The 21,452-nt window shown below is 64.0% G+C and carries 20 protein-coding genes; 5 read left to right on the top strand and 15 right to left on the bottom strand.

Annotated elements, in window-relative coordinates; genetic code table 11:
* Positions 1-7 precede the first annotated feature (7 nt).
* The 6 genes from BO996_RS18005 to BO996_RS17980 form a co-directional block, all read right to left on the bottom strand.
* Positions 8-838 (bottom strand): SprT-like domain-containing protein, encoded by an 831-nt coding sequence (locus BO996_RS18005; protein ID WP_071956005.1) that lies wholly within the window; start codon positions 836-838, stop codon positions 8-10.
* A gap of 41 nt (positions 839-879) precedes the next feature.
* Positions 880-1,464, bottom strand: coding sequence for a flavin reductase family protein (locus tag BO996_RS18000; protein ID WP_071956004.1), 585 nt, complete (start codon positions 1,462-1,464; stop codon positions 880-882).
* Positions 1,465-1,501: 37 nt separating this feature from the next.
* Positions 1,502-2,134 (bottom strand): NAD-dependent dehydratase, encoded by a 633-nt coding sequence (locus tag BO996_RS17995; RefSeq protein ID WP_071956003.1) that lies wholly within the window; start codon positions 2,132-2,134, stop codon positions 1,502-1,504.
* A 78-nt stretch (positions 2,135-2,212) separates the two neighbouring features.
* The gene (locus BO996_RS17990; RefSeq protein WP_043823061.1) at positions 2,213-3,313 is read right to left on the bottom strand and encodes an alkene reductase; all 1,101 of its coding nucleotides are present in this window, start codon (positions 3,311-3,313) and stop codon (positions 2,213-2,215) included.
* Positions 3,314-3,427: 114 nt separating this feature from the next.
* Positions 3,428-4,009 carry a TetR/AcrR family transcriptional regulator gene (locus tag BO996_RS17985; RefSeq protein WP_012205713.1) on the bottom strand — a complete coding sequence of 194 codons (582 nt, stop codon included), beginning with the start codon at positions 4,007-4,009 and terminating at the stop codon, positions 3,428-3,430.
* Positions 4,010-4,064: 55 nt separating this feature from the next.
* Positions 4,065-5,015 carry a LysR family transcriptional regulator gene (locus BO996_RS17980; RefSeq protein WP_013802329.1) on the bottom strand — a complete coding sequence of 317 codons (951 nt, stop codon included), beginning with the start codon at positions 5,013-5,015 and terminating at the stop codon, positions 4,065-4,067.
* Positions 5,016-5,138: 123 nt separating this feature from the next.
* Between BO996_RS17980 and BO996_RS17975 the strand changes: the two genes are divergently transcribed.
* From BO996_RS17975 to BO996_RS17955, 5 genes are all read left to right on the top strand, one after another.
* Entirely contained in the window at positions 5,139-6,155 is a 1,017-nt protein-coding gene (locus BO996_RS17975) for a Bug family tripartite tricarboxylate transporter substrate binding protein (protein ID WP_071956002.1), read from the top strand.
* A gap of 4 nt (positions 6,156-6,159) precedes the next feature.
* Positions 6,160-8,076 (top strand): AMP-binding protein, encoded by a 1,917-nt coding sequence (locus tag BO996_RS17970; protein ID WP_071956001.1) that lies wholly within the window; start codon positions 6,160-6,162, stop codon positions 8,074-8,076.
* A 194-nt stretch (positions 8,077-8,270) separates the two neighbouring features.
* Positions 8,271-8,999 carry a DUF4198 domain-containing protein gene (locus tag BO996_RS17965; RefSeq protein WP_071956000.1) on the top strand — a complete coding sequence of 243 codons (729 nt, stop codon included), beginning with the start codon at positions 8,271-8,273 and terminating at the stop codon, positions 8,997-8,999.
* A 198-nt stretch (positions 9,000-9,197) separates the two neighbouring features.
* On the top strand, positions 9,198-9,938 hold the full coding sequence (gene modA, locus BO996_RS17960; protein ID WP_071955999.1) for a molybdate ABC transporter substrate-binding protein: 741 nt from the start codon (positions 9,198-9,200) through the stop codon (positions 9,936-9,938).
* 35 nt (positions 9,939-9,973) lie between these two features.
* Positions 9,974-10,639, top strand: coding sequence for a molybdate ABC transporter permease subunit (locus BO996_RS17955; RefSeq protein ID WP_071955998.1), 666 nt, complete (start codon positions 9,974-9,976; stop codon positions 10,637-10,639).
* Positions 10,640-10,679: 40 nt separating this feature from the next.
* Here BO996_RS17955 and BO996_RS17950 read toward each other — a convergent pair whose 3' ends face one another.
* From BO996_RS17950 to BO996_RS17920, 9 genes are all read right to left on the bottom strand, one after another.
* On the bottom strand, positions 10,680-11,393 hold the full coding sequence (locus BO996_RS17950) for a hypothetical protein (protein ID WP_071955997.1): 714 nt from the start codon (positions 11,391-11,393) through the stop codon (positions 10,680-10,682).
* A gap of 117 nt (positions 11,394-11,510) precedes the next feature.
* Entirely contained in the window at positions 11,511-12,383 is an 873-nt protein-coding gene (locus tag BO996_RS17945) for a hypothetical protein (protein ID WP_071955996.1), read from the bottom strand.
* On the bottom strand, positions 12,367-12,756 hold the full coding sequence (locus BO996_RS17940; RefSeq protein WP_232240365.1) for a hypothetical protein: 390 nt from the start codon (positions 12,754-12,756) through the stop codon (positions 12,367-12,369). Before BO996_RS17940 ends, BO996_RS17945 begins: the two co-directional genes overlap by 17 nt.
* Before the next feature lie 120 nt (positions 12,757-12,876).
* Positions 12,877-13,455, bottom strand: coding sequence for a hypothetical protein (locus tag BO996_RS29210; protein ID WP_156897983.1), 579 nt, complete (start codon positions 13,453-13,455; stop codon positions 12,877-12,879).
* Positions 13,452-14,621 carry an RHS repeat protein gene (locus BO996_RS17935; protein WP_071955995.1) on the bottom strand — a complete coding sequence of 390 codons (1,170 nt, stop codon included), beginning with the start codon at positions 14,619-14,621 and terminating at the stop codon, positions 13,452-13,454. The genes BO996_RS29210 and BO996_RS17935 overlap by 4 nt, the downstream gene beginning before the upstream one ends.
* 109 nt (positions 14,622-14,730) lie before the next feature.
* Positions 14,731-15,054, bottom strand: a complete 324-nt coding sequence (locus BO996_RS29205) for a DUF7716 domain-containing protein (RefSeq protein WP_156897981.1) — start codon at positions 15,052-15,054, stop codon at positions 14,731-14,733.
* Positions 15,055-15,238: 184 nt separating this feature from the next.
* The gene (locus tag BO996_RS17930; RefSeq protein ID WP_071955994.1) at positions 15,239-15,592 is read right to left on the bottom strand and encodes an immunity protein Imm33 domain-containing protein; all 354 of its coding nucleotides are present in this window, start codon (positions 15,590-15,592) and stop codon (positions 15,239-15,241) included.
* Positions 15,589-20,262, bottom strand: a complete 4,674-nt coding sequence (locus tag BO996_RS17925) for an RHS repeat-associated core domain-containing protein (protein ID WP_071955993.1) — start codon at positions 20,260-20,262, stop codon at positions 15,589-15,591. Before BO996_RS17925 ends, BO996_RS17930 begins: the two co-directional genes overlap by 4 nt.
* 5 nt (positions 20,263-20,267) lie before the next feature.
* Positions 20,268-21,449, bottom strand: coding sequence for a hypothetical protein (locus BO996_RS17920; RefSeq protein ID WP_071955992.1), 1,182 nt, complete (start codon positions 21,447-21,449; stop codon positions 20,268-20,270).
* Positions 21,450-21,452: the final 3 nt, after the last annotated feature.

The raw sequence follows: 21,452 nt of genomic DNA, 5'->3' as shown, positions 1-21,452 counted from the left end.
CCACTGATCAATCCTGGGCCGCGAAGCCTTTGCCGCAATCGCCGCAGATCAGGTTCAGCCCCGGCTTGCCCCAGACATTGACGGGCGCGGCGCAGCCGCCGCAGCGGTACTTGACGCGCAGGGACTTGTTCACGGGCTGCACGGTGGTCTCGCCGGTGGTGGAGCCCGGCACCGCCACCGACGTGCCCACGGGCCGCACGGCTTCGGCCAGGGCGGGCACGGAGGACATGGGCGGCTGGGTGCCCTGCATGCCCTGGATCTGCGTGGCCATGCTCCACTGGCCCGTGACCACATGCTCGATGGCCGGGAAGCGGTCGTACCAGCTCAGTTGGAAGCGCGTGGTCAGCAACTGCTCGCAGGCCGCGAGGAAGGGGCCACCCGCAATGGCGTAGTCGGCCATCATGTCGCCCGTGCGCCGCCCGCCGGGCCGGCCCGTGGACGAGGGCATGAGGCCCAGCGATTCCAGCTTGTCCGCCCATTCCTCGTTGTGATACCGCGCGCGGCCCGGCTTGCCGAAGTGGTGCTGCCACAGGTGCGTCATCTCATGCACCAGGGTCTGCAGCGTCTCGATGATGGGCACGGCCGCGAAGTAGGCGGGGTTGAGCGCAATCTCGTCCGTGGTGCTGCCATCCAGCGACGCAAAGCGCGCCGCAGAGAAGTAACCGCAGGTGCGTTTCTCGCGCTGCAGCGTGATCAGGCAATGGGGCAGGGCATCGTCGAACAGGCGCTGGTTGAAGTGCTCGTAGGCCTGCTGCAGTTCGGAATAGGTTTCGCGCGTGGGGACTGCGCGCGCAGAGGAAAGGGAAGAGGCAAGGGAGGAGGCAGTGGCCGAGAGCATGGCTGGATTGTGCAATACAGCCATGCCGCCATTGGCGAGTTTCAGGGCGTTCCGTCCTGCACGTTCAACGCCTGCCCAATCGCATAGAACTGCCCGCCTGCCACATAGTGCAGGCTGCGCAGCGCGGGGTCGGCGTCCTCGAAGTGCCAGTGGCCGTCGCTGAACACGCGGGTGTCGGACCAGGCGCCCACGATCTCGCCGATGAACAGGTCGTAGGCCTGCTGGTTGTGGGGCTCGGGGATCAGCCTGCAGGCCAGCCAGCCGGCGCAGCCGTCCACGAAGGGCAGGTCGAACCCGTCCATGCCGAACAGCTGCGCGCCGCTGGTGGTGAGCTTGTCTGCATCGGTGGAAAGGCTGAGCGTGCCGACCTGGTGCGTGAGCTGCAACTGGGCGGCCGTAGGCACCTGGATCACGAACATGCCGCTTTGCTCGACCAGGGCGCGCGTGGCCGTGGCCTTGTCCAGCACCACGGTGAGCTTTGGGGGCGCAAAGTCCAGCGCGCAGCACCAGGCTGCGGCCATGACGTTGTCCACGCCGCCGTGGCGGGCCGAGACCAGGACGGTGGGGCCGTGGTTGATCAGCCGGTAGGACTTGGCGAGATCGACCGGGGCGATGTGCGGGTTCATGCGAGCTTTCTGAGAGGTTCTTGACTGTGCATGGTGTTCACTCGGCCAGCGCCTCGGGACCCACGATATGGACGCCGGGCCTGGCGTTGACAGCAGCCTCTATCAAGGCCTGGGCAATGCAGTGCGCGGGGTTGAGCCGCCAGCGCCGGGGCAGCAGCTGGCCCAGGGCGCCAAGAACGCCGACCATGAAGCGCTCGCCCGCGCGGTGCTGGGTGCGCGGGCCGCTGATCAGGCCGGGGCGCACGAAGGTGAGGGAGGCAAAGCCTTGCGCCTGCAGGTCACGCTCGAGCTCACCCTTGACGCGGTTGTAGAAGATGCGCGAGCCAGCGTCGGCGCCCATGGCCGAGTTCAGCACATAGGTGAGCGTGCCATGGCGCCGCGCCAGCTGTGCGGCCAGCAGCGGATAGTCATGGTCCACACGCCGAAACGCCGGCTGGCTGCCGGCTGTCTTGATGGTGGTGCCCAGGGTGCAGACCAGGGCATCGGCCCGCCACCAGTCGGCGTCTTCGGGCAGGTGCTCGAAATCGACGATGGGGGCGAGCAGCCTGGGATGCGCCGGCAGCGCCCGGCGTACCGGGGCCACGACGCGGGTAATGCGGCTGTCGGCCAGGGCCTGGTGCAGCACCTGGCTGCCCACCAGCCCCGTGGCACCCACGATCAGCAGTTGCATGGCTTGGTCTTTCGCTTGGTCATTCGATGAGGACGCAGGTCAGCCAGTGTGCCGCAGATCGTGGGGTGGATGGCCGGCTCAGGCGGCCACTGGCCAGTCCGTGTAGCCTTGGGCACCGCCGCCGTAGTAGGCCTCGTGCGGGGCCACGGCCAGTTCTTTGCCATGGCGCAGGCGGGCCACCAGGTCGGGGTTGGCGATGAAGGGGCGGCCGATGGCCACGGTGTCGATCAGGCCCTTGGCGCGGCGGTCCATGGCCAGTTCCAGGTCATAGCCGTTGTTGCCCATGTAGGCGCCGTCAAAGAGCTTGCGCAGCGCGTCCAGGTCCACGCCGGGCGGCAGTTCGCGCGAGCCGCCGGTGGCGCCTTCCACGACGTGCAGGTAGGCCAGGCCGAAGCGGTTGAGCTGGGGGATGAGGTAGCCGTAAAGCGCCATCACATCGCTGTCCAGCGGCGTGTTGCCGGCGTTGGGCGTGACGGGCGACAGGCGGATGCCCACGCGGTCTGCTCCCCAGACCTTGGCCACGGTGTCGGTGACTTCCAGCGTCAGGCGGGCGCGGTTTTCGATGCTGCCGCCGTAGGCGTCGCTGCGGTGGTTGGTGGAGTCGCGCAGGAACTGGTCGAGCAGGTAGCCGTTGGCCGAGTGCACTTCCACGCCGTCAAAGCCTGCACGCTTGGCGCATTCGGCCGCATGGCGGTATTGCTCGACGATGCCGGGGATTTCGCTGGTTTCCAGGGCGCGGGGCATGGATACCTCGGCTACGCCGTTGGGCGTGAAGGTGACGCCTTCGGCCTTGATGGCAGAGGGGGCGACAGGGGCCACGCCACCGGGCTGCAGGTCCACGTGCGAGTAGCGGCCCACGTGCCACAGCTGGGCCACGATCTTGCCGCCGGCCGCGTGCACGGCGTCGGTGACCTTCTTCCAGCCGGCGACCTGTTCCTCGGTCCAGATGCCGGGCGTGAGGTTGTAGCCCCGGCCCTGTGCGGAGATGTTGACGGCTTCGCTGATCAACAGGCCCGCGCTGGCGCGCTGGGCGTAGTAGGCGGCGTGAAGTTCGGTGGGCACGCCGTCGTCACCGGCGCGGCTGCGGGTTAGCGGGGCCATGACGAAGCGGTTGGCGAGCGACAGGCCGCCCAGTTGGGTGGGGGAGAACAGATCGGTGTGAAGGCTGTGGTCGGTCATGGTGTGCAGTGGTGGTGGTTGAACAAAAGGAAGAGGGATGGGTAAGAGGTGAAGGGTTTGAAGTTGACCAGTCGTCTACAAACAAGGCAAATAAAAAGCGGCGGCCAGGCCTGCTCAGCCCAGCAGCCGCTTCGTGGACACAAGGGCTGCGGCAAATGGCTCCTCATGCCTGCCCAGCTTGGACAGCAGGGAGGCGCCCAGCCACAGCTGGTACAGCGATTCGGCCAGCGCAGGCGCGTCCAGGTCGGATGTGATGGAGCCATCTGCCTGGCCGGCGCGCACGCAGTCGGTCAGCCGGGTGATGATGGCGTCGGTGCCGGTGCGCAGCACCGAGCGCATGTCGTCGGACAGGTCGCAGACCTCGGGGCCCAGCTTGACCACGAGGCACTGGCCTCCTGCATGGGCCGAGCACTGGTTCTGCGTCCAATGGCGGAAGTAGGTCATCAGCCGGGAGATGGCCGGATCGGGCGTCTCCATGAGCGCATCGATCTTGGCCAGGTACTCGTCGAAGTACTCCTGCAGCAGGGCCTGGCCGAACTCTTCCTTGGATTTGAAGTAGTAGTAGAAGGAGCCCTTGGGCACGCCCGCAGCCGCGACGACCTCGGCCAGGCCGACGGCCGTATAGCCTTTCTGGGTCATCAACGCCTTGGCCACATCAAGGATGTGCTGGCGTGTTTCCTGTGCGGGTTTCTTCATGGGATCGAAGTCTAACGTAAAAACCGACCAGTCGTCTACAAACTTTGTTCCCGCGTCATTCCGGCGGTCGCAAGGCCTGCGCCGTGTCGGGCAAGTCACCCGGCCGGATGATGCGCGCAAGGCCCATCCTGTCGCTCAGAAAGTCGATCAAGGCCCGGGCGGCGCCGGACTGGAAGCGGTTGGGCATGTACAGCATGAACATGCGGCCCTGGTTGATGCTGAACTCATAGTCCTGCATGGCCAGCACGACGCGGCCATCTTCCACCTGGCGGCGCACCATGTAGTCGGGCACCAGCCCCACGCCCAGGCCGCCGGTGATGCAGTCGCACAGGAAAGGGTAGCTGCGCGACATCAGCGTGGGCGTGATGTCCAGCTCCTCCAGCGGCTGGCCGTTCCGCGCAATCTGCAGGCGCACCTTGCCGCTTTCGCCGCCCGATGTGATGAGCGGCGTGCGCGACAGCTCGGACGGGGTCTCCGGCAGTCGGTGGCTGCGCAGCCAGTCGCTGGAGGCGCACAGGCTGTAGCGCACCGGCCCCATGTCGCGCGCCACCAGCATGGGTGGCGGGTCGGACATGACGCGGATGGCGATGTCCACGCTGTCCTTGAGCAGGTTGTCGATGAAGTTCTCCAGGCGGATGTCCAGCACCACCTGCGGATGGGCGCGCTTGAACTCGATCAGCCACGGCGCCATGACCAGGTGGCCGTAGCCGGTGGGCACGCTCAGACCGATCTTTCCCGAGATGTCGTCCGTGCTGCTTTGGGCCAGCTCGCGCACCAGCTCGGTCTCGTTGAGGATGTTGCGCGCATGGCGGTAGATGCGCTGGCCGACCTCGGTGGCCTCCACGCCCTGGGGCGTTCTGCGCAGCAGCGATGCGCCCAGGGACTTCTCCAGCCGGGCCAGGTGGTAGCTCACGTTGGCCCGCGACATGTTCAAGAACTTTGCCGCCTGGCTCAGGTTTCCGTGCTCGATGATCTGGACAAGGATGTTGAATGCCAGGAGATCCATGCGCTGCAGTCCAAGGGAGTGTCAATATTGTTTGACATGATGTCAACCGCCGCCGCCATTGTCAAAGAGGGTGCGCTGGGCAGAATGGGCCAGCCAGAACACATAAACATTCAAGGAGACAAGATGGCAGGCATCACAAAAAGACAGGCGTTGGTCAAGGGCATGGCGCTGGGCGCCATCGGGGTGGCTGCGTTTGCATCGCTGTGCAGCGCGGCGCAGGCCAATACCGATACCGGAGCCTGGCCTGACAGACCGATTCGCCTGGTCGTTCCCTTCCCGCCGGGCGGGCCCACCGATGGCGCGGCGCGCGTCTACGCCGAGGCGCTGGCGCGCCAGCTGGGCCAGCCCGTGGTGATAGAGAACAAGCCCGGCGCATCGGGCGCGGTGGCGGCGGGCCAGTTCCGCACAGCAGCGCCTGACGGCTATACGCTGATGATGATGGTCACACCCACCATCATGGCGCCGCATTTCTTCAAGAACGTCAAGTTCCACCCGGCCACGGATTTCGCCTCGGTCACCAAGATCTATGACTTGCCCAATGTGATTGCGGTCAATGCGCAGTCTCTGCCCAAGGTGACGGACCTCAAATCGCTGTTCCAGTACGCCAAGGCGCAGCCCGCCACGCTGGACTACACCAGCTCCGGCGCGGGCAGCTCTGGCCACCTGAGCATGGAACTGATGAAATCCGCCAAGCTGCACACCATGCAGCACGTGGCCTACAAGGGCAGCGCGCCCGCCATGAACGACACGCTGGGCGGCGTGGTGCCGGTGATCTATGCGGACATGGTGTCTGCGCTGCCCCATATCCGCAGCGGGCGGCTGAGGGCACTGGCGGTGGGCACGCCGCAGCGCGTGAAGGCGCTGGACGGCGTGCAGACCATGGCCGAGCAGGGCTTTGGCGGCTATGAGGCATCGTCCTGGGGCGGGCTGGTGGCACCCAAAGACACGCCGCGCGCCATCATCGACAAGCTCAGCGCCACCTCGCGCCAGCTGCTGGCCACCAACGAGGTGCGCGACCGCTTCGAGAAAATCGGCGTGACGGCCGCCTACCTCAACCCGCAGGACACCGAGGCCCTGATCCGCAGCGACTACACGCGCTGGGGCGAGGTGGTGCGCACCAACGGCCTGGGCGCGGAGTGAATCCATGGCCATGAGTCCTATCCTTGCGCAATCCATGTTCCGGCCCCTGCGGGCCGTGCGTTCCCTGGCCGATGTGGAGGCCATCGAAAGACAGCCCATGGCCGGGCTGATCACGGCGCAAACGGTCTACGACCTCTTTTGCAACTCCGCGCGTGAGCACGGCCAGGGCAGGGCGCTGAGCTTTCTGCCCCAGGCCGGCAGCGTGGATGATGCCCGGCACCTGAGCTATGCCGAACTGCTTGGCAAGATCCACCAGACGGCCAACGCCCTGCATGCGCTGGGCATGGGCGCCAGCGACACGGTGGCCATCCTGCTGCCAGGCTGCATGGAGTACCACTTTGCGCTGTGGGGCGGTGAGGCGGCGGGCATCGTGCAGCCCATCAATCCGCTGCTGAGTGCCGAGAAGATCTCTGCCCTGATGCGGACCACGGGCGCGCGCTTTCTGATCGCCTGGGCGGACGAGGACGATGCCGGCATCCGCGAGAAAGTCACGGCGCTGGATGCGGACCTGGCGCATGTGCTCTGGGTCTCGCATGAAGGTCGGGGTCCCCAGGGGGATGGACAGCGCTGGCCCGCCAGCGATCTGCATGCCGCCTTGGCTGCCCAGCCCTCCGACCGGCTGGTGAGCGGGCGCCAGCCCCAGGCCGGCGACGTGGCGGCCTATTTCCATACCGGGGGCACCACGGGTGCGCCCAAGATCGCCGTGCAGACGCATGGCGCCCAGGTCTACACCGCCTGGGCCAGCGTGCAGATGCAGGGCCTGAACACGGCCGACCGCACCATCAACGGCTACCCGCTGTTCCATGTGGCGGGCGTGCTGCCGGGCTCGCTGGCCTGCTTCTCGGCCGGAGCCCACGTCATCATTCCGACCACCGGTCTGTTTCGCAACAAGGCCGTGATTGCCGGCTTCTGGCGCATGGCGGCACAGTGGAAGCCCACGCTGATGTCGGCCGTGCCCACGGTGCTGGCCGCGCTGGTGGAGGTGCCGCTGCAGGGGGCCGATGTGTCCTCCATCCGCTACTTCCGCACGGGCGCCGCGCCGCTGTCGCCCGAGGTGGCGGCGCGCTTCAAGGCGCACAGCGGCTTCCATGTGCACGAGAGCCTGGGCATGACCGAGATGACGGGCATCTCCACCATCACGCCGCCCGGCCTGCACGCGGCGGCCGGCCATGTGGGCCTGCGCCTGCCGTTTGCGCGCCTGGCCGTGCGCCGCATGGGGCCGGACGGCAGGCCATCGGACCAGGAAGCGGCGCCCGGCGAAACCGGCATGGTGGTGTTCCAGTCGCCCAACCTGTTTTCCGGCTACCTGGGCGGCATCGCGCCGTCCAGCTACCTCACCGATGACGGCTGGCTGATCACGGGGGACCTGGGCTCGGTCGGCGACGATGGCCTGCTGCGGCTGCGCGGGCGTTCCAAGGACGTGATCATCCGCAGCGGCCACAACATCGATCCGCAGGTGATAGAGCAGGCGCTGGAGCGCCATCCCGCCGTCAAGGCCTGCGCCGCCGTGGGCGCGCCCGATGCCTATGCGGGCGAGGTGCCTGTGGCCTTTGTCGCGCTCCAGCCCGGCGCCCAGGCCGATGAGGCCGAACTGCTGGCCTTTGCCGCAGCCGGCGTGGACGAAGCGCCTGCGCGCCCGCGCTATGTGCGCATCATCGATGCGCTGCCCACCACCAACGTGGGCAAGGTCTACAAGCCGCGCCTGCGCAGCATGGCTGCGGAAATCTACGCTCGCACCCTGGTGGCCCAGGCGCATGAGCGCATGGGCCTGCCGCTGCCGCCCGCGGCCAGCACCGCGCACGCGGAAGGCGAGGGCTTTGTGCTGCGCCCGGCCAGGGCGGGTGACCGGAGCCCTTGGGAGCAGGCCGCTGAGGCGCTGGCCTTCACGGGCGAGCCGGTGCGCATCGAGGATGCCGCCTGAACGCTGGGCCGGACCCCATTGCAGCCACCTGGTGAACTGCGCCGGGGCGGTGCGCAATGCGCATAGAATGCAAACCATTCGCATTCAATAATCAATGCGGCGCCATGCGGCCGCACCCCACTCCCCAAGCACGTTCATGCCGTCGGCCCTTTGTGGCGCCGATGGCTGTTTTTTTGTCCTTTGAGGAAGCTGCAATGAAAAAACACTGGATTCTTGTCTCCGCACTCCTGGCCGCCAGCGGCGCCAGCCAGGCCCACCAGATCTGGCTGGAACAGCCGGCCGGCGAAACCGCCGTGATCCGCTTTGGCGAGTTTGGCGACAACCTGCGCGAGACATCGCCGGGCCTGCTCGACAAGTTCGGCAAGCCCGTGGCCACCCTGGTGTCTGCCCAGGGCGAGAAGGCGGCCGATGGCCGCAAGACCGGCACCGGCTTTGCGCTGCCCTTCAAGGCCGGCCAGGGCGACAGCATCGTGGCCGAGGATGCCGGCTATCCGCTGTACACCAGCAAGAAGGGCGAGCAGGAACTGCGCAACTGGTACCACCCGGCTGCACGCCTGATCACCGGCTTTGCCGCCCAGGCCCCGCGCCTGACGCTGGATGTCGTGCCCTCGGGCAAGGCCGGCGAGTTCAAGGTCATCTACAAGGGCCAGCCCCTGCCCAAGGCCAAGGTGATTCTGACCGTGCAATCGGGCTGGAGCAAGGAAGCCCATGCCGACGAGCAGGGCCTGGTGCAGTTCGACATGCCCTGGAAGGGCACCTACGTGGCCGAAGCCACGCACGACGAGCGCAGCGGCGGTGAGCGCACCGGCTCGAACGGTGCAGAAAAATACGACGGTGTGCACTATGTGACCTCGGTCACCTACGTCAAGCCCGAAGGCGTGGCGCCCATCGCTGCCGGCCCTGCGGCCAAGCCCAACAAGTAAGCGCTGCGGCCAGACACCTTGGCCCGAGACGCAGGCAGCCATGCCTGCCTGCCGGCCTCCATGCCTCATGCATGGAGGCTTTTTTATGGGCGCTGCAGTAGGAACACATGGGTGGGTGCGGGATTCGTCGTATACGATTGAATATTTCGTAAAGAGAGGGGCGTGGGCTTCAACGCCGCGTTCTAGAGGAGGAAATCCATGTTCAAACGCATACGGTCCCGCGGCCTGGCGCCGCTCCTGGCGCTGTTGTTGGCTGGCTCGGCCAGCCTGGCCCATGCCGATGAAGGCCTGCTGCTGGCCGCTGGCGCCGGCTACCGCAAGCCCGTGCTGGAACTGCTGCAGGCCTTCGGCCAGGCCACGGGCATTCGCGCCGAGGCCAGCTTTGGCAACATGAAGCAGATCGAGACCCAGGCCCGCCAGAACCCCGAGATCGCCGTGCTGATCGGCGACCGCGCCTTTGTCGAGCCCATGCAACTGGCCGAGCGCTACATCACGCTGGGCCAGGGCCAGCTGGTGCTGGTGGCCGCGCGCGGCCAGCGCCTGGAAAGCGTGCAGGACCTGGCCAGGCCCGAATTCAAGCGCATTGCCATCGCCGACCGCAGCAAGGCCGTGTACGGCAACGCGGCGCGCATCTGCCTGGAGCGCCTGGGCCTGGCGCAGACGCTGGGCGAACGCCTGGTCGAAGTGGCCACGGTGCCCCAGGTCAGCGCCTATGTGACCACCGGCGAGGTGGACGCAGGCTTTGTCAACAAGACCGAGGCCCTGGCCCTGAAAGACCGCGTGGGCGCCAGCGTGCCGGTGGCGGCGAGCTGCCATCCGCCCATCGAACTGAGCCTGGCCGTGCTCAAGGGCCGCGCCTCATCGCCGCAACTGCAGGCGCTGCTGGACTTCCTCGCCACGCCGCAGGCCCGCCAGGTGCTGGAGCGGCACGGCCTTTGATGGGCCACCCATTGCCTGCTGGTAGCTGACCGTCCATGACCGACTCCGTTTGCGCCCAGGCGCCACTGGCCCTGACCGCGCAGGTCATTGCCTGGAGCCTGCTGCTGCAATTGCTGGTGGGCGCAGGCCTGGGCTGGCTGCTGGCACGGCGCCGGTTTGCGGGGCGCCAGCTGGTCGATGCACTGGTCAGCCTGCCGCTGGTGTTTCCGCCCATCGTGCTGGGCTATGGCCTGCTGGTGCTGCTGGGCCGGCAAGGGCTGCTCACCCAACTGCTGCCTGCCGTGCTGCAGCCCGACATCGTGTTTTCACAAACGGGCCTGGTCATTGCGGCCTTCATTGCCGGGTTGCCGCTCATGGTCAAGCCCACGCAGGCCGCCTTTGCAGGCACTTCGCCACGCCTGCTGGAGGCGGCGGCCATACTGGGGCACCGCCCCTGGTCGGTGTTCTGGCGCATCGAGCTACCGCTGGCCCGGCGCGGCATTGCGGCCGGCCTGATCCTGTCGGGGGGCCGTGCGTTGGGCGAGGTCGGCCTGTCGCTCATGCTGGGCGGCAACATCATCGGCCGGACGGAAACCCTGTCACTGTCCATCTACAACAACGTATTGGATGGCAATCTGGCCTGCGCCAATCAGCTCTCTCTGATGCTGGGCGTGCTGGCCATGGCGGCCTTCATGGTGCTCAGGCGGTTTGGCGCGCTGTGAGCAGCGGGCAGGGCCGGGCAGGGCGCAAGCTGGAAAGGACTCAAGGCAGGAACGGCGAAGACAGCAGCCGCAAGCCGATGGAAAACCACCGCTCCTGCGTGCTGCTTCCCGCGCGGTTGCCGTAGGTGGCATCGATCTGCACATGTCCAGGCACCAGCCAGTAGCGCAGGCCCATCTGGTAGAACGGCTTGCCCTGGTTCTGGCCGAATGTCTCGGCAATCAGCCAGGTGCTCTGGCTCAATTGGGCCTCGGTGGCCAGGCCCCACGTCATGAGGTTGCGATGCGTCTGCGCCGTGCGCAGCCAGCCCACGTTGGTGTGGAAGAACAGCCGGTCATCGCGCAGCGAGAACGTGACGGGCACATAGGCGTACAGATCTCCCCGGCCCTGGCCCTCGTCATTCGGATGCCGCGCATTGCCCACGGCCAGGCCCCAGCCCCAGCCATTGGGCTGCAGTTCCTTGAACAGGGTCTTGCCCTGGATCACCACATCCGTGGTCCGGCTGCTGCCGTCCTCTCGCGTGCGTGCCGCGCCCAGCGTCAGCTCCAGATTGCCCGTGAAATTGCAGGCCGGCTGCGCCCAGAACTCCGTGCTGTCCTTTTTGGACTTGGCCCAGCTTTCCAGCTGGCAGGACTTGGCATCGACGATGCGGGCATCGTCCGTGATCATGGGGCGAGCCGAGTGGGCCGGGCTGGTGCCGAGACAGGCTGCCAGGCCCAGGGCTGCTGCCGTCCAGAGGGAGTGGGAATTGCGCATGGCCCGCCATCCTAAGGCCGAAAAATGACGCCACCAGAACATTGCTGTGCCAGGAGCGCCACAACAACGGCTGTGCACGGATTTACCCCATATGGCCCCATATGGCCCTATATGCCCTTATATGGCTGGCACATCGAGGCACAGACGCAGACCCGCCATCTGCCCGGGCATGTTGGCCAGCGGCAGCTGAAGCTCCGTCAGCAGCATGGCCTGCTGCATGGGATGCTGAAACGGATAGAACGCCGCCGCACCGCCACGGATGCGCCACTCGTGCGGACTGGCCTGCAGCCGGGTGAACGTGGCCACCGCCAACGCCGCCATTCCCCTGGGATTGGAGGCCGCGCGGTTGAGCCGACCATCGCCAAACTGCGTCAGGCACACATCACCGGACAGATCGCGCTGGGGAACTGCGTCCCCGCACACATACAGCCGCTCCGTGCCTGCCTTCGCAACGTACTCCCACTCATGGTCCCAAGGCAGGCGATAGCCCGTGGCAGCCAAAAAGCGCTGCGCTTCCTCTTGCGTGACATAGGCGGGAAACGGCCCGTCCTCGCTGTAGAAATCAGGCCGCTCCAGCCCATCGCACAACTCCACATGCTCTTCAATCACCCACTCGAACGTGGGAAAGCGGCCCATCAGAAACGCGGGCACATGCACGGGACCGGCCTCCTGCGCAGCATGAATCACTGGCGCAATCAAGGACCAGTCCTCCGCAGGAATCGAATCGCGCAACGTCGCCAGCCGCTGCGCCGTTGCCCCGTAGGTGAAATCGCCGCCCAGGACCAGGGTCAGCGTTGACTCATGCTGCGCGTCGTAAAAGCAGGGAACCTCCCATGCCGCGCCCTCAGCAGGCTCTGTAGAGACGAATGGTTTGGCGAACTCGAAGCCGCGCGGCAGCCCCTCCAGAATGGCTTGGCAAATCTCTTCGCGGCGGGAGGGCAGGGTGGATTGCCAGGATTGGGGGCTGGCGAGTTCAGGGATGGTGCGCATGGTCGGGACAAAATCTCATGACTTCAAACAGATGAAATTTGATGCTGTGCGGATTTTTGCCGAAATCTCCAGGCAGTTCGCCACGCATGGTCAGATCGCACCTCTTGTCTTGCCTGAAAACATCCATCTCGTAGCCCCAGCCTCCGCAATTCAATCGATAGAGCCTGATTGAGGAATTTTCATCGCCGGCACAAATTTCATCTTCTTCCAGAACGATATGGCTACCTATTGGAGGAGGTGCAAGCGAGGTGAAATCGTCTTTGCCGAGATAATTTTCCAATGCTTCAAAAGCCTCATCCATTTGCAGTGGGCTGATACCGAAGTGGGCTTCAAGGGTTTTCAGATCTTGGTGAAAGAATGCGGTCGCCAGCAAGCGGATGGATTTCTCTGCGGTCTACAGATTTAGTGGATGAAGATTTTGGGTTGTATTCATATGAATGGGCAGCTGCCATGTCTGGATCTTAAATAAAGATTGTAGAGCCATTGGTGGAAATTATTTCAATATATGACCCGTGGCTACCAATATTTGTTTTATTTTTCTAAGCTTCCTATTATTCCTTCTCGCCAGTACTTCAGATATTTCAGTGAAGTCATTTTCAACAGTCTTGGTGGAGATTTTTCTGTTTTTCATATCATCGATCATTGCGGCATTGGTTTCAAATGTAAGGGCTAGAGGGTTTTCCTTGTGGTATGAAAATCTACAAACGCATAGATCATTAATGATGAGTGCGCCATCGGAATTTTTGTTGTCAAGAAACAATCTCATGTTGGCTGGCTTATTAATCATCTTAAGGATGGTGGATAACCTGAATCCATGGAAATCAAGGCCGCTGCTCCATATTTTCCCTTTGAACGTGTATATCTTGAAGTTGATTCCCTGGTTTCTATTGACTATGGAATAATATTTCTCGAATAATTCATGGTCATTCGGATCTCCCTCTCTGGAAAACCCCGTGGATGCCAGGTCTTCTATGCTTTCTGGCACCGTTGCTGATGTTTCAACATTCAGACATATTTCTCCAAATAAATATTTGTTTAAAATAATGCTTATATTTGGGTAATCGATTGTCATAATGGAGGGGCTATGTATCCAACTGTAGTCAGCTCGAGCGGCGCGCCGATCTGGTCGCACTGGTACCAGTAGGTGCTGTGCTCTTCGCCCGCTCCCTGAATGGTGGCCAGTGGCACAAAACTTCCCGGCTCGTAGATGTACAGCGCCTGCCTTGCACCGCGTTGGCTGTGCACCATGAGGTCACCATCCCACAGGTAGTGGGTGCTGCCGAAGGCATCGCTCTTGGAGACGCGCCGACCTAGGGGATCGTAGGCATAGCGCGTGGCCTGGGTGACGCCATGGCGCGTGGTGTTCGATTCGATGAGCTGGTGGTCTGCGTTCCAGGTCAGGTCCAGCACTTCCTGGGTGCCGGTCTTCTGGTTGCCCCGGGTGCGCTTTGTGACGTTGCCGTGCACGTCGTATTCAAAGTGCAGGTCCTGGTAGAAGCGCAGGCGGTTGTCGCCCACCACGCCCAGGGTGGTTTCCACGGGCTGGCCGTCTTTGCCGGGGATGGAGTCCAGCAGGTTGCCGGCGGGGTCGAAGGCAAACAGTTCGCGGGCCAGCGGGCTGCCTTGTGCCGGGAGGCTGGCGAGGATGCGGCCCGTGGGGTCGTAGCGGAAGTCCTGGCGGCCGCGCAGGGAGTCGGCACGGGCGATGAGCTGGCCTGCTGCGTCGTAGGCGTAGCCACGCTCCAGCGTTGCGTTGGAGTTGCCGGGCCGGATCACGTGGCCGCTGCCTTGCAGCGCTGCGCGGTGGCGCAGCAGGCGCCCGGCTGGATCCCAGTCGTAGCGGCTGGACAGTGTGCCCTGGCTGCGGCGCACTTCGCGGTGCAGGGCGTCGCGTTCCATGTCGGCAATGACCTGGTGTGCGGCCGGGGGCTGGCCTGGCACCTGAAGGGGCTCGATGTTGATCTGGTGCAGATGGCCCGAGCCATAGAACAGCCAGTGCAGGGTGCGGCCGTCAGGCATGCGGGTGTGGGTGCGGTTGCCCAGTTCGTCGTAGCCGTGCGAGAGGCTGCGTTGCAGCTTGTGGCGGGCCGGGCCTGTGGCATTGCCGAGAGCCTGCAGGGTCTGGGTCTCGCTGAGCAAATGGCCCACGGGGTCATAGGCAAAGGCCAGGTGGGAGGCGGCGTTGCCGGCCTGGGTCAGGCGGCCCAGGGCGTCGTAGCGGTAGATGGTTTCTTCCACGGGGCCGGTGTGGCCCAGGGCGCGCTTGGCCAGTAGACGGCCCAGGGCATCGCGCTCGAAGCAGGTGACCTTGCCGGGCTCGGCGTCGCTGCCACCCCGGCTTGGTCGTCTAGTCTATTTCAATAAAAGCATCATTTTCCTTGAAAAATCTCATTGCTTCCAAGTATTTTTCTATTCTTGGAGAATCCATCTGTTGATCTAAGTTATCAACTATATCTTCGATGTATTCTTTTGAGAGATATGGGGAAAATCCCTGTCGATGAAAATTTTCTCTAACTTCTCTTTCTTCCTCAGGGCTCCGATTTAAGTCGGCAATGTAGAAAAATACTTTTGCATCGTCATTGGTGTTAATGTCATTTTTTGCATAAATCCATCCATTGTAATTTTGGATTTCTTTTATGGCATTTTTAATGCCGATAAAATTCTTTGACATCAAAAGCATTTCAATTTCTTGGAGCCATATTTATATGGTTGTGATGAAGTGGCTTCTTTGTTGATGAGGTTACCAAATTAATTTCGGGATGATGCATAAAATCCTCATTTCAGCCAATCATAACTCGTATCAAGCTGACTTGATTGGAATGAGGTTTCGGAGGGCTGAATTTTGCAGAAGGCCCTTATTTCTTTGTAATAACTGGCTCATGCCAAATATCCTCGTAACCCTCGTCGTCAATGATAAATCTATAACCTGGTGCAAGAGCCAAGTACGGCATTAGTGCGGGCCATACATCTGGGACGTGGCCAATGTGTATTGGCTGAAAAAAATCAGGATCTTCAGAATACTCTCCTGCCCAAATATACCAGCCGGCAGTCCCATTTTCAGGATTGGCTCTCATTCCTGTTATGGGTTGTTTTCCCCTTGTTTGCAATGCGATGCCAATTTTTAAACTCTCATCCGGATAAAATTCTGGAGATCCAGCTAGAATACATTTTTCTTTCTGAAGAGACTTGAGTTTGCTATGGTCGTTCATATTTTTCCAGCCATACATTTAGAGAATGCAGATGCTTGTCCGCCTTGAATTCTAGAGCATGTGGGACAGTGTGACTGAACTGAAGAAACTTGTGTCTGTTTAACTACATCGTTAGTTCCAGTTCGATAGTGCTCCACAACAAGTGGGTCAATATGGTCAGCTACCATTTTTGCTTCAATGCCACCACAAACTACACAAGGTTGTCCTTGTACAGCGGCGGTCTGCTGTGCCGTTGGACCACAAGGACCAAGTCTTTGATATTTGCCAATTCCTTGCTTTGGCTCAAAGGTGCTTTTATCGGGTACTCCATAATCCGATGTAATTATCGTGTTGCCTTTCGAGTCGGTGGTGGTGCCTGCAAGGCCGAGTTGATCAAACCAAGTGAATGTATTATTCCCAAATAAGAATAAATTTAATCCACCAAATAATCCAATCGGATCCTGACTAACAAACCGCCCAACCACCGGATCGTAGTACCGAAACCGGTTGTAGTGCAGCCCCGTCTCCTCATCAAACTGCTGTCCCTGGAAGCGGAAGGGTTGCTCAATGGGCGGCGGTGGAGGTGGTGCAACAGGCTTTGAGCCCCAAGCCCGCGCGCTGACCGGCCGATCATCGGTGCCCGTCCGCAACACGCTGCGCATGACCGCCTCGCCCCAGACCTTGTAGTCCGCCGCCCAGGCTACCTGGCCTTGCTCGTCGGTCAGCTCCAGCGGGGCGCCGATCTGGTCGCATTGGTACCAGTAGGTGCTGTGTTCCTCGTCCGCTCCCTGGATGGTGGCCAGCGGTACAAAGCTGCCTGGCTCGTAGATATAGAGCGCCTGCCTTGCACCGCGTTGGCTGTGCACCATGAGGTCACCATCCCACAGGTAGTGGGTGCTGCCGAAGGCATCGCTCTTGGAGACGCGCCGGCCCAGGGGGTCGTAGGCGTAGCGGGTGGCCTGGGTGACTCCGTGGCGCGTGGTGTTCGATTCGATGAGCTGGTGGTCTGCGTTCCAGGTCAGGTCCAGTACTTCCTGGGTACCGGCTTTCTGGTTGCCCCGGGTGCGGCGGGTGACGTTGCCGTGCACGTCGTATTCAAAGTGCAGGTCTTGGTAGAAGCGCAGGCGGTTGTCGCCCACCACGCCAAGAGTGGTGTCCACGGGCTGGCCGTCTTTGCCGGGGATGGAGTCCAGCAGGTTGCCGGCGGGGTCGAAGGCAAACAGTTCGCGGGCCAGCGGGCTGCCTTGTGCGGGCAGGCTGGCGAGGATGCGGCCCGTGGGGTCGTAGCGGAAGTCCTGGCGGCCGCGCAGGGAGTCGGCACGGGCGATGAGCTGGCCTGCTGCGTCGTAGGCGTAGCCACGCTCCAGCGTTGCGTTGGAGTTGCCGGGCCGGATCACGTGGCCGCTGCCTTGCAGCGCTGCGCGGTGGCGCAGCAGGCGCCCGGCTGGATCCCAGTCGTAGCGGCTGGACAGTGTGCCCTGGCTGCGGCGCACTTCGCGGTGCAGGGCGTCGCGTTCCATGTCGGCAATGACCTGGTGTGCGGCCGGGGGCTGGCCTGGCGCCTGGAGGGGCTCGATATTGATCTGGTGCAGGTGGCCCGAGCCATAGAACAACCAGTGCAGGGTGCGGCCATCAGGCATGCGGGTGTGGGTGCGGTTGCCAAGTTCGTCGTAGCCGTGCGAGAGGCTGCGTTGCAGCTTGTGGCGGGCCGGGCCTGTGGCATTGCCGAGAGCCTGCAGGGTCTGGGTCTCGCTGAGCAACTGGCCCACGGGGTCATAGGCAAAGGCCAGGTGGGAGGCGGCGTTGCTGGCCTGGGTCAGGCGGCCCAGGGCGTCGTAGCGGTAGGTGGCTTCTTCCACGGGGCCAGTGTGGCCCAGGGCGCGCTTGGCCAGCAGACGGCCCAGGGCGTCGCGCTCGAAGCAGGTGACCTTGCCGGGCCCGGCGTCGCTGCCGCCGGCTTCGATGACGTGGGTGAGCTCGCCGGCGGCGTTGTAGATGTAGCGCTGCCAGCGGCCGTCGAAGCCGACTTCGTCGGTGAGCTGGTCACGCAGGTCGTAGCGGAAGTGGGTGCGGGCGTGGTTCTCGTTGTCCAGGGCGATGAGGCGGCCGGCTCGGTCGTAGTGGTAGGCCAGGCTGCGGCCTGCGGCGTCAATCCGGGTGAGCGGACGGCCCATGCCGTCGTAGGTGTAGCGGGTGCTCTGGCCCATGGGGTCGGTGTAGGCCAGCAGGTGGCCTTCGCCGTTCCAGGCGTAGAGGTGGATGGGGGTGGTGGGCTGGCTGCCTGGGGCCGCGGGGCTGGACGGCTCGATGACGCGTATCAGCTGGCCCGCATCGTTGTATTCGTAGCGGGTCTGCTGGCCCAGCGCATCGGTGCGCAGCAAGGGCTGGCCCAGGGCGTCGTAGGCGAAGCGCGTGGTCTGGCCCGAGCAGTCGGTGTAGGCCACAAGGCGGTCGGCCTCATCCCAGGCCAGGCGCTTGGAGCCTCCCTTGGCGTCAATGGCTTCCACGGTGCGGCCCCGGGCGTCATGGCGGTAGCGTGTGGTGCGGCCCAGCGGGTCGGTGGCCTGCACAAGGTGGCCCCGGCTGTCGTATTCCTGTTGCCATTCGTGGCCGAGGGCGTCGCGCAGCGTGGTGACCAGGTCCAGCGGGTTGTATTCCAGCGTGGTGGCATGGCCCATGGCGTCGATGATCTGGACCAGGTTGCCGCGTGCATCGCGGCGCAGGGTGGTGCGGCGGCCTAGGGGGTCTATGCGGCCTGTGGAGGCGCCGGTGGCATCGGTGGGAGTCTGCTCGATGATCTGTTCGGGCGTGCCTTCCGCGATGACGGTGGCAATGATGTTGAAGCGCGCATCCCAGTGGTAGGCGGTGGTGCGGCCCAGGCCGTCGGTGTGGCGCGTGACACGCTCGTGGGGCAGGTAGGTGAAGCGGTCGTCGTCCTGGCCGGGCACCGGCGTGTCGGCGCACCAGGAGCGCAGCACGCGGCCTTGGGGTCCTTCGATGTCGTACTGGGCGAAGTAGCGGTGCCCGCTGGATTTGCGGTAGCCCACCAGCACGCCGGAGCGCCAGGCGTATTGGCGGTAGGGCTGGCTGCCGTGCAGGGTGGAGATGAGCTGGCCCTGGGCGTCGTAGGCGTACTGGGCCAGGGTCTGCGGGGCGTGCTCCGGGGCATGCAGGACCACGGCAGTCAGGCGGGCGCCGGCAAAGGCGTCCAGCGGCAGTGTGCCTGGCGCGCTCCAGTGCAGGTGCAGGCGGCGGCCTGCGGTGTCGCTCAGGCCGGCGAGCAGGGGGCGGGCAAAGGGCGCGGGTGGCTTGCCCTGTGTGGCGGGGGCCGCACCCTGGCCTGCGGCGTAGCGTGCACTCCAGGTCTGCGTTGTGGCGGGTTCGTCCGAGCCCAGGGCGTATTTCCAGTGCAACTGAACGATGTTGCCGTCGCGGTCCTGGAGCGCCGCCAGCGGCAGGCGCCATTGCTCGGGCGCTTCGCGGCGGAAGAGGCGGGACAGGCCTTCCTTGTAGGTGATGGCCCAGAGGTCGGGTGCGGGGTGGCTGAGCGTGAACTTTTCATAGATGTCGAAATGCTCGGCTCCCACGGCCAGGGAGGGCAATGTGACGTACAGGCCTGTGTCGTCTGCCAGCACGCAACCATCGGCCGACAGGCGCAGTTCCTGCGTGAATTCATGACTCCAGCCCCGGCCCCAGGGGCTTTCTTCGGCAAGGCCCGAGATGTAGCGGCGCCGCCAGACGATGGGGATGGGGCCTGAGAGGGTGAAATCGGTTTCGTCCAGGTGCTTCTGCCCGGTGGAAAGAATCACGGGAAAACGTGTGGCGCACTGCGAGCAGGGGCCCTTGCCATCGGGCTTCTTGGTGTCGCTGTGCTCGGTGGTGGGGTGCTTGTCGTTGCTGCCCTCACTCTGGGTTTTGCGCTTGTAGCGTTTGCCTGCCAGGGCCGCCAGCAGGGCCGCGCCGCTGCCCATGAGCCAACGGGCAAGCTGCATGCGGGCATTTTCCAACTGAGCTGGAGTCATCTCGGATCCCCAGTTGGCAGTGATGTTGCGGATTTCTTCTGCGGCCTGCACGGCTGCCTGTCCGGTGCCTACGGCGCGGTTGACAAGCACGGCGCCCCCTGCGGCTTGCCCCAATACGGGCACGCCCTGCACAGCCGTCGCGGCCACGGACACGGCAAGCCCCATATAGGTTTCGGGATCCTTGAGCATTTCCATCACGGCCTCGGCCTCTGCTGTGGCCGCTGCTCCGAAGTGGCGAGCCTCCAGACCTTTGAGGACCTTTCCGCCGTTCTCGATCATCTTGGCGGTTTCAGGCGCCAGTTTGATCAGGATGGCATTGGTCAGCGTGGTGACGCCGTTGACCACCATCTCGCCCGCCTCATGGACGACAGACTTGACGTAGGTGACGTGCTGGTTGACGTGGTCCTTGACCTTGGTGAACAGGCCCACGATGACACTGACGGGATCGTGCTTGCCGGTATCCATGGCGCCGTAGCGGTTGGCCATGTCGGTGCCGTATTCCTTGACGGTGCCCAGCGGGACCTTGATGGCGCTGCTGTTGTTGGAGTGCCAGGCCACGCCGGGGTCGCCCTTGGGCTTGAGGTGGACCGGGGTGGCCGGGTCAAAGGTCCAGGCGTTGGCTGTCTGGGTGATGGCGCCATCGCCGCCGCTGAAGATGTGCGTGCCCATGGTGTTCAGGACTCCTTGCTTTGCAGAAAGCGGGCCGAGAAGGTCTGCGTTGCCGCGCCGTTGCCGCTGTGGATGGGGTGTGCGTTGCGAGTGGACTGGATGCGGATGGTGCGTTCCAGCGCCACGGCGGCCACTTCCTCGCCTTCATCCAGCGCCCAACTGAGGATGGAGTTGGGCGGGCGTGCATCGTGGCGAAGGCGCTGGGCGGCCAGGGCCCAGTGCAAAGGGCCGGTGGCGGCGCCGACCTGGCCGGTCATGGCGGCAGGCTCCCAGGTGTCGGGCTGGAAGCTCCCGTCCAATCTGGCTCTGGCCATGATCTGGATGGCTGCTCGCCAGTCCGATCCGTCGAAATCAGAGACGGCACAGCCAACGTGCTCCTCTTTCCAGCCAGCGCCGTCCAGGGCGCCGCGCAGAACCTGGGCCAGCGGCGCTGCATCTGCCTGCTGCTGCGGCAGCCTGTGGGGCCCTGCGCCGCGTGCCAGCGCGGGTGCGTGGAGCACCAGATGGCGGTCATCCCGGTAGTACGTGTCTGCTGCGGCCCGCAGCAGCAGGGCGGCAGCAGCTTCACCGGAGATGCGCCCGTGAGGGCGGCTGTCTGTCAACAGGGCTGACCGGGCATGGGCTTGTACGAGGGTGGTTTCGTCCAGCAGGCTGTCTACGGCCAACAGCAGGGCATGGTCATTGGCTGAGGTGGGCGTGCCCAGGCTCTGCAAGGCGGCATAGCCTGCGCCATGACCGCCGAATACGGGCGTGCACGGTATGTCGATCAGGGGGGCTGATGCCTGCGGGCCTGCCCAGCGTTCCAGTGCAGCCAGCGTCTGGCGCCACAGCGCAGTGGCATCGTCGGCGGATAGACGTTGGGGCACTGCGAGCAGGATGCGGCGGGGCAGCGCCACTGTGTCGTTGGCGGGCCGGGCCTGCAGGTCCGCCACCAGGTCGGCCAGTGCCGCGCCCAGCAGCTTGGCAAGGCGTGGCGTGTCCTGCGCGCCTTCAGTGATTTCTGGACAGGGTGCGATGGTGACGGGGTGCGGGCTGACGGCGGCCACGACGAGCTTGCGCATGCGCTTTTGCATGCCGGCCCAGGAGGCGGCGGACTGCCAGGCGCTGGTGCCTATGCAGGTGACTGCCCCGGCATGCTGGATGCGCCACAGGCCGTGAGAGTGGGGTGTCGTGTTCGATGCAGACATGCG

Origin of the sequence: Delftia sp. HK171, assembly GCF_001886655.1 — a bacterium.
Taxonomy (GTDB): domain Bacteria; phylum Pseudomonadota; class Gammaproteobacteria; order Burkholderiales; family Burkholderiaceae_C; genus Comamonas; species Comamonas acidovorans.
Note: the sequence above shows the minus strand (reverse complement) of the source record. Positions and strands in the feature narration are given on the sequence as shown.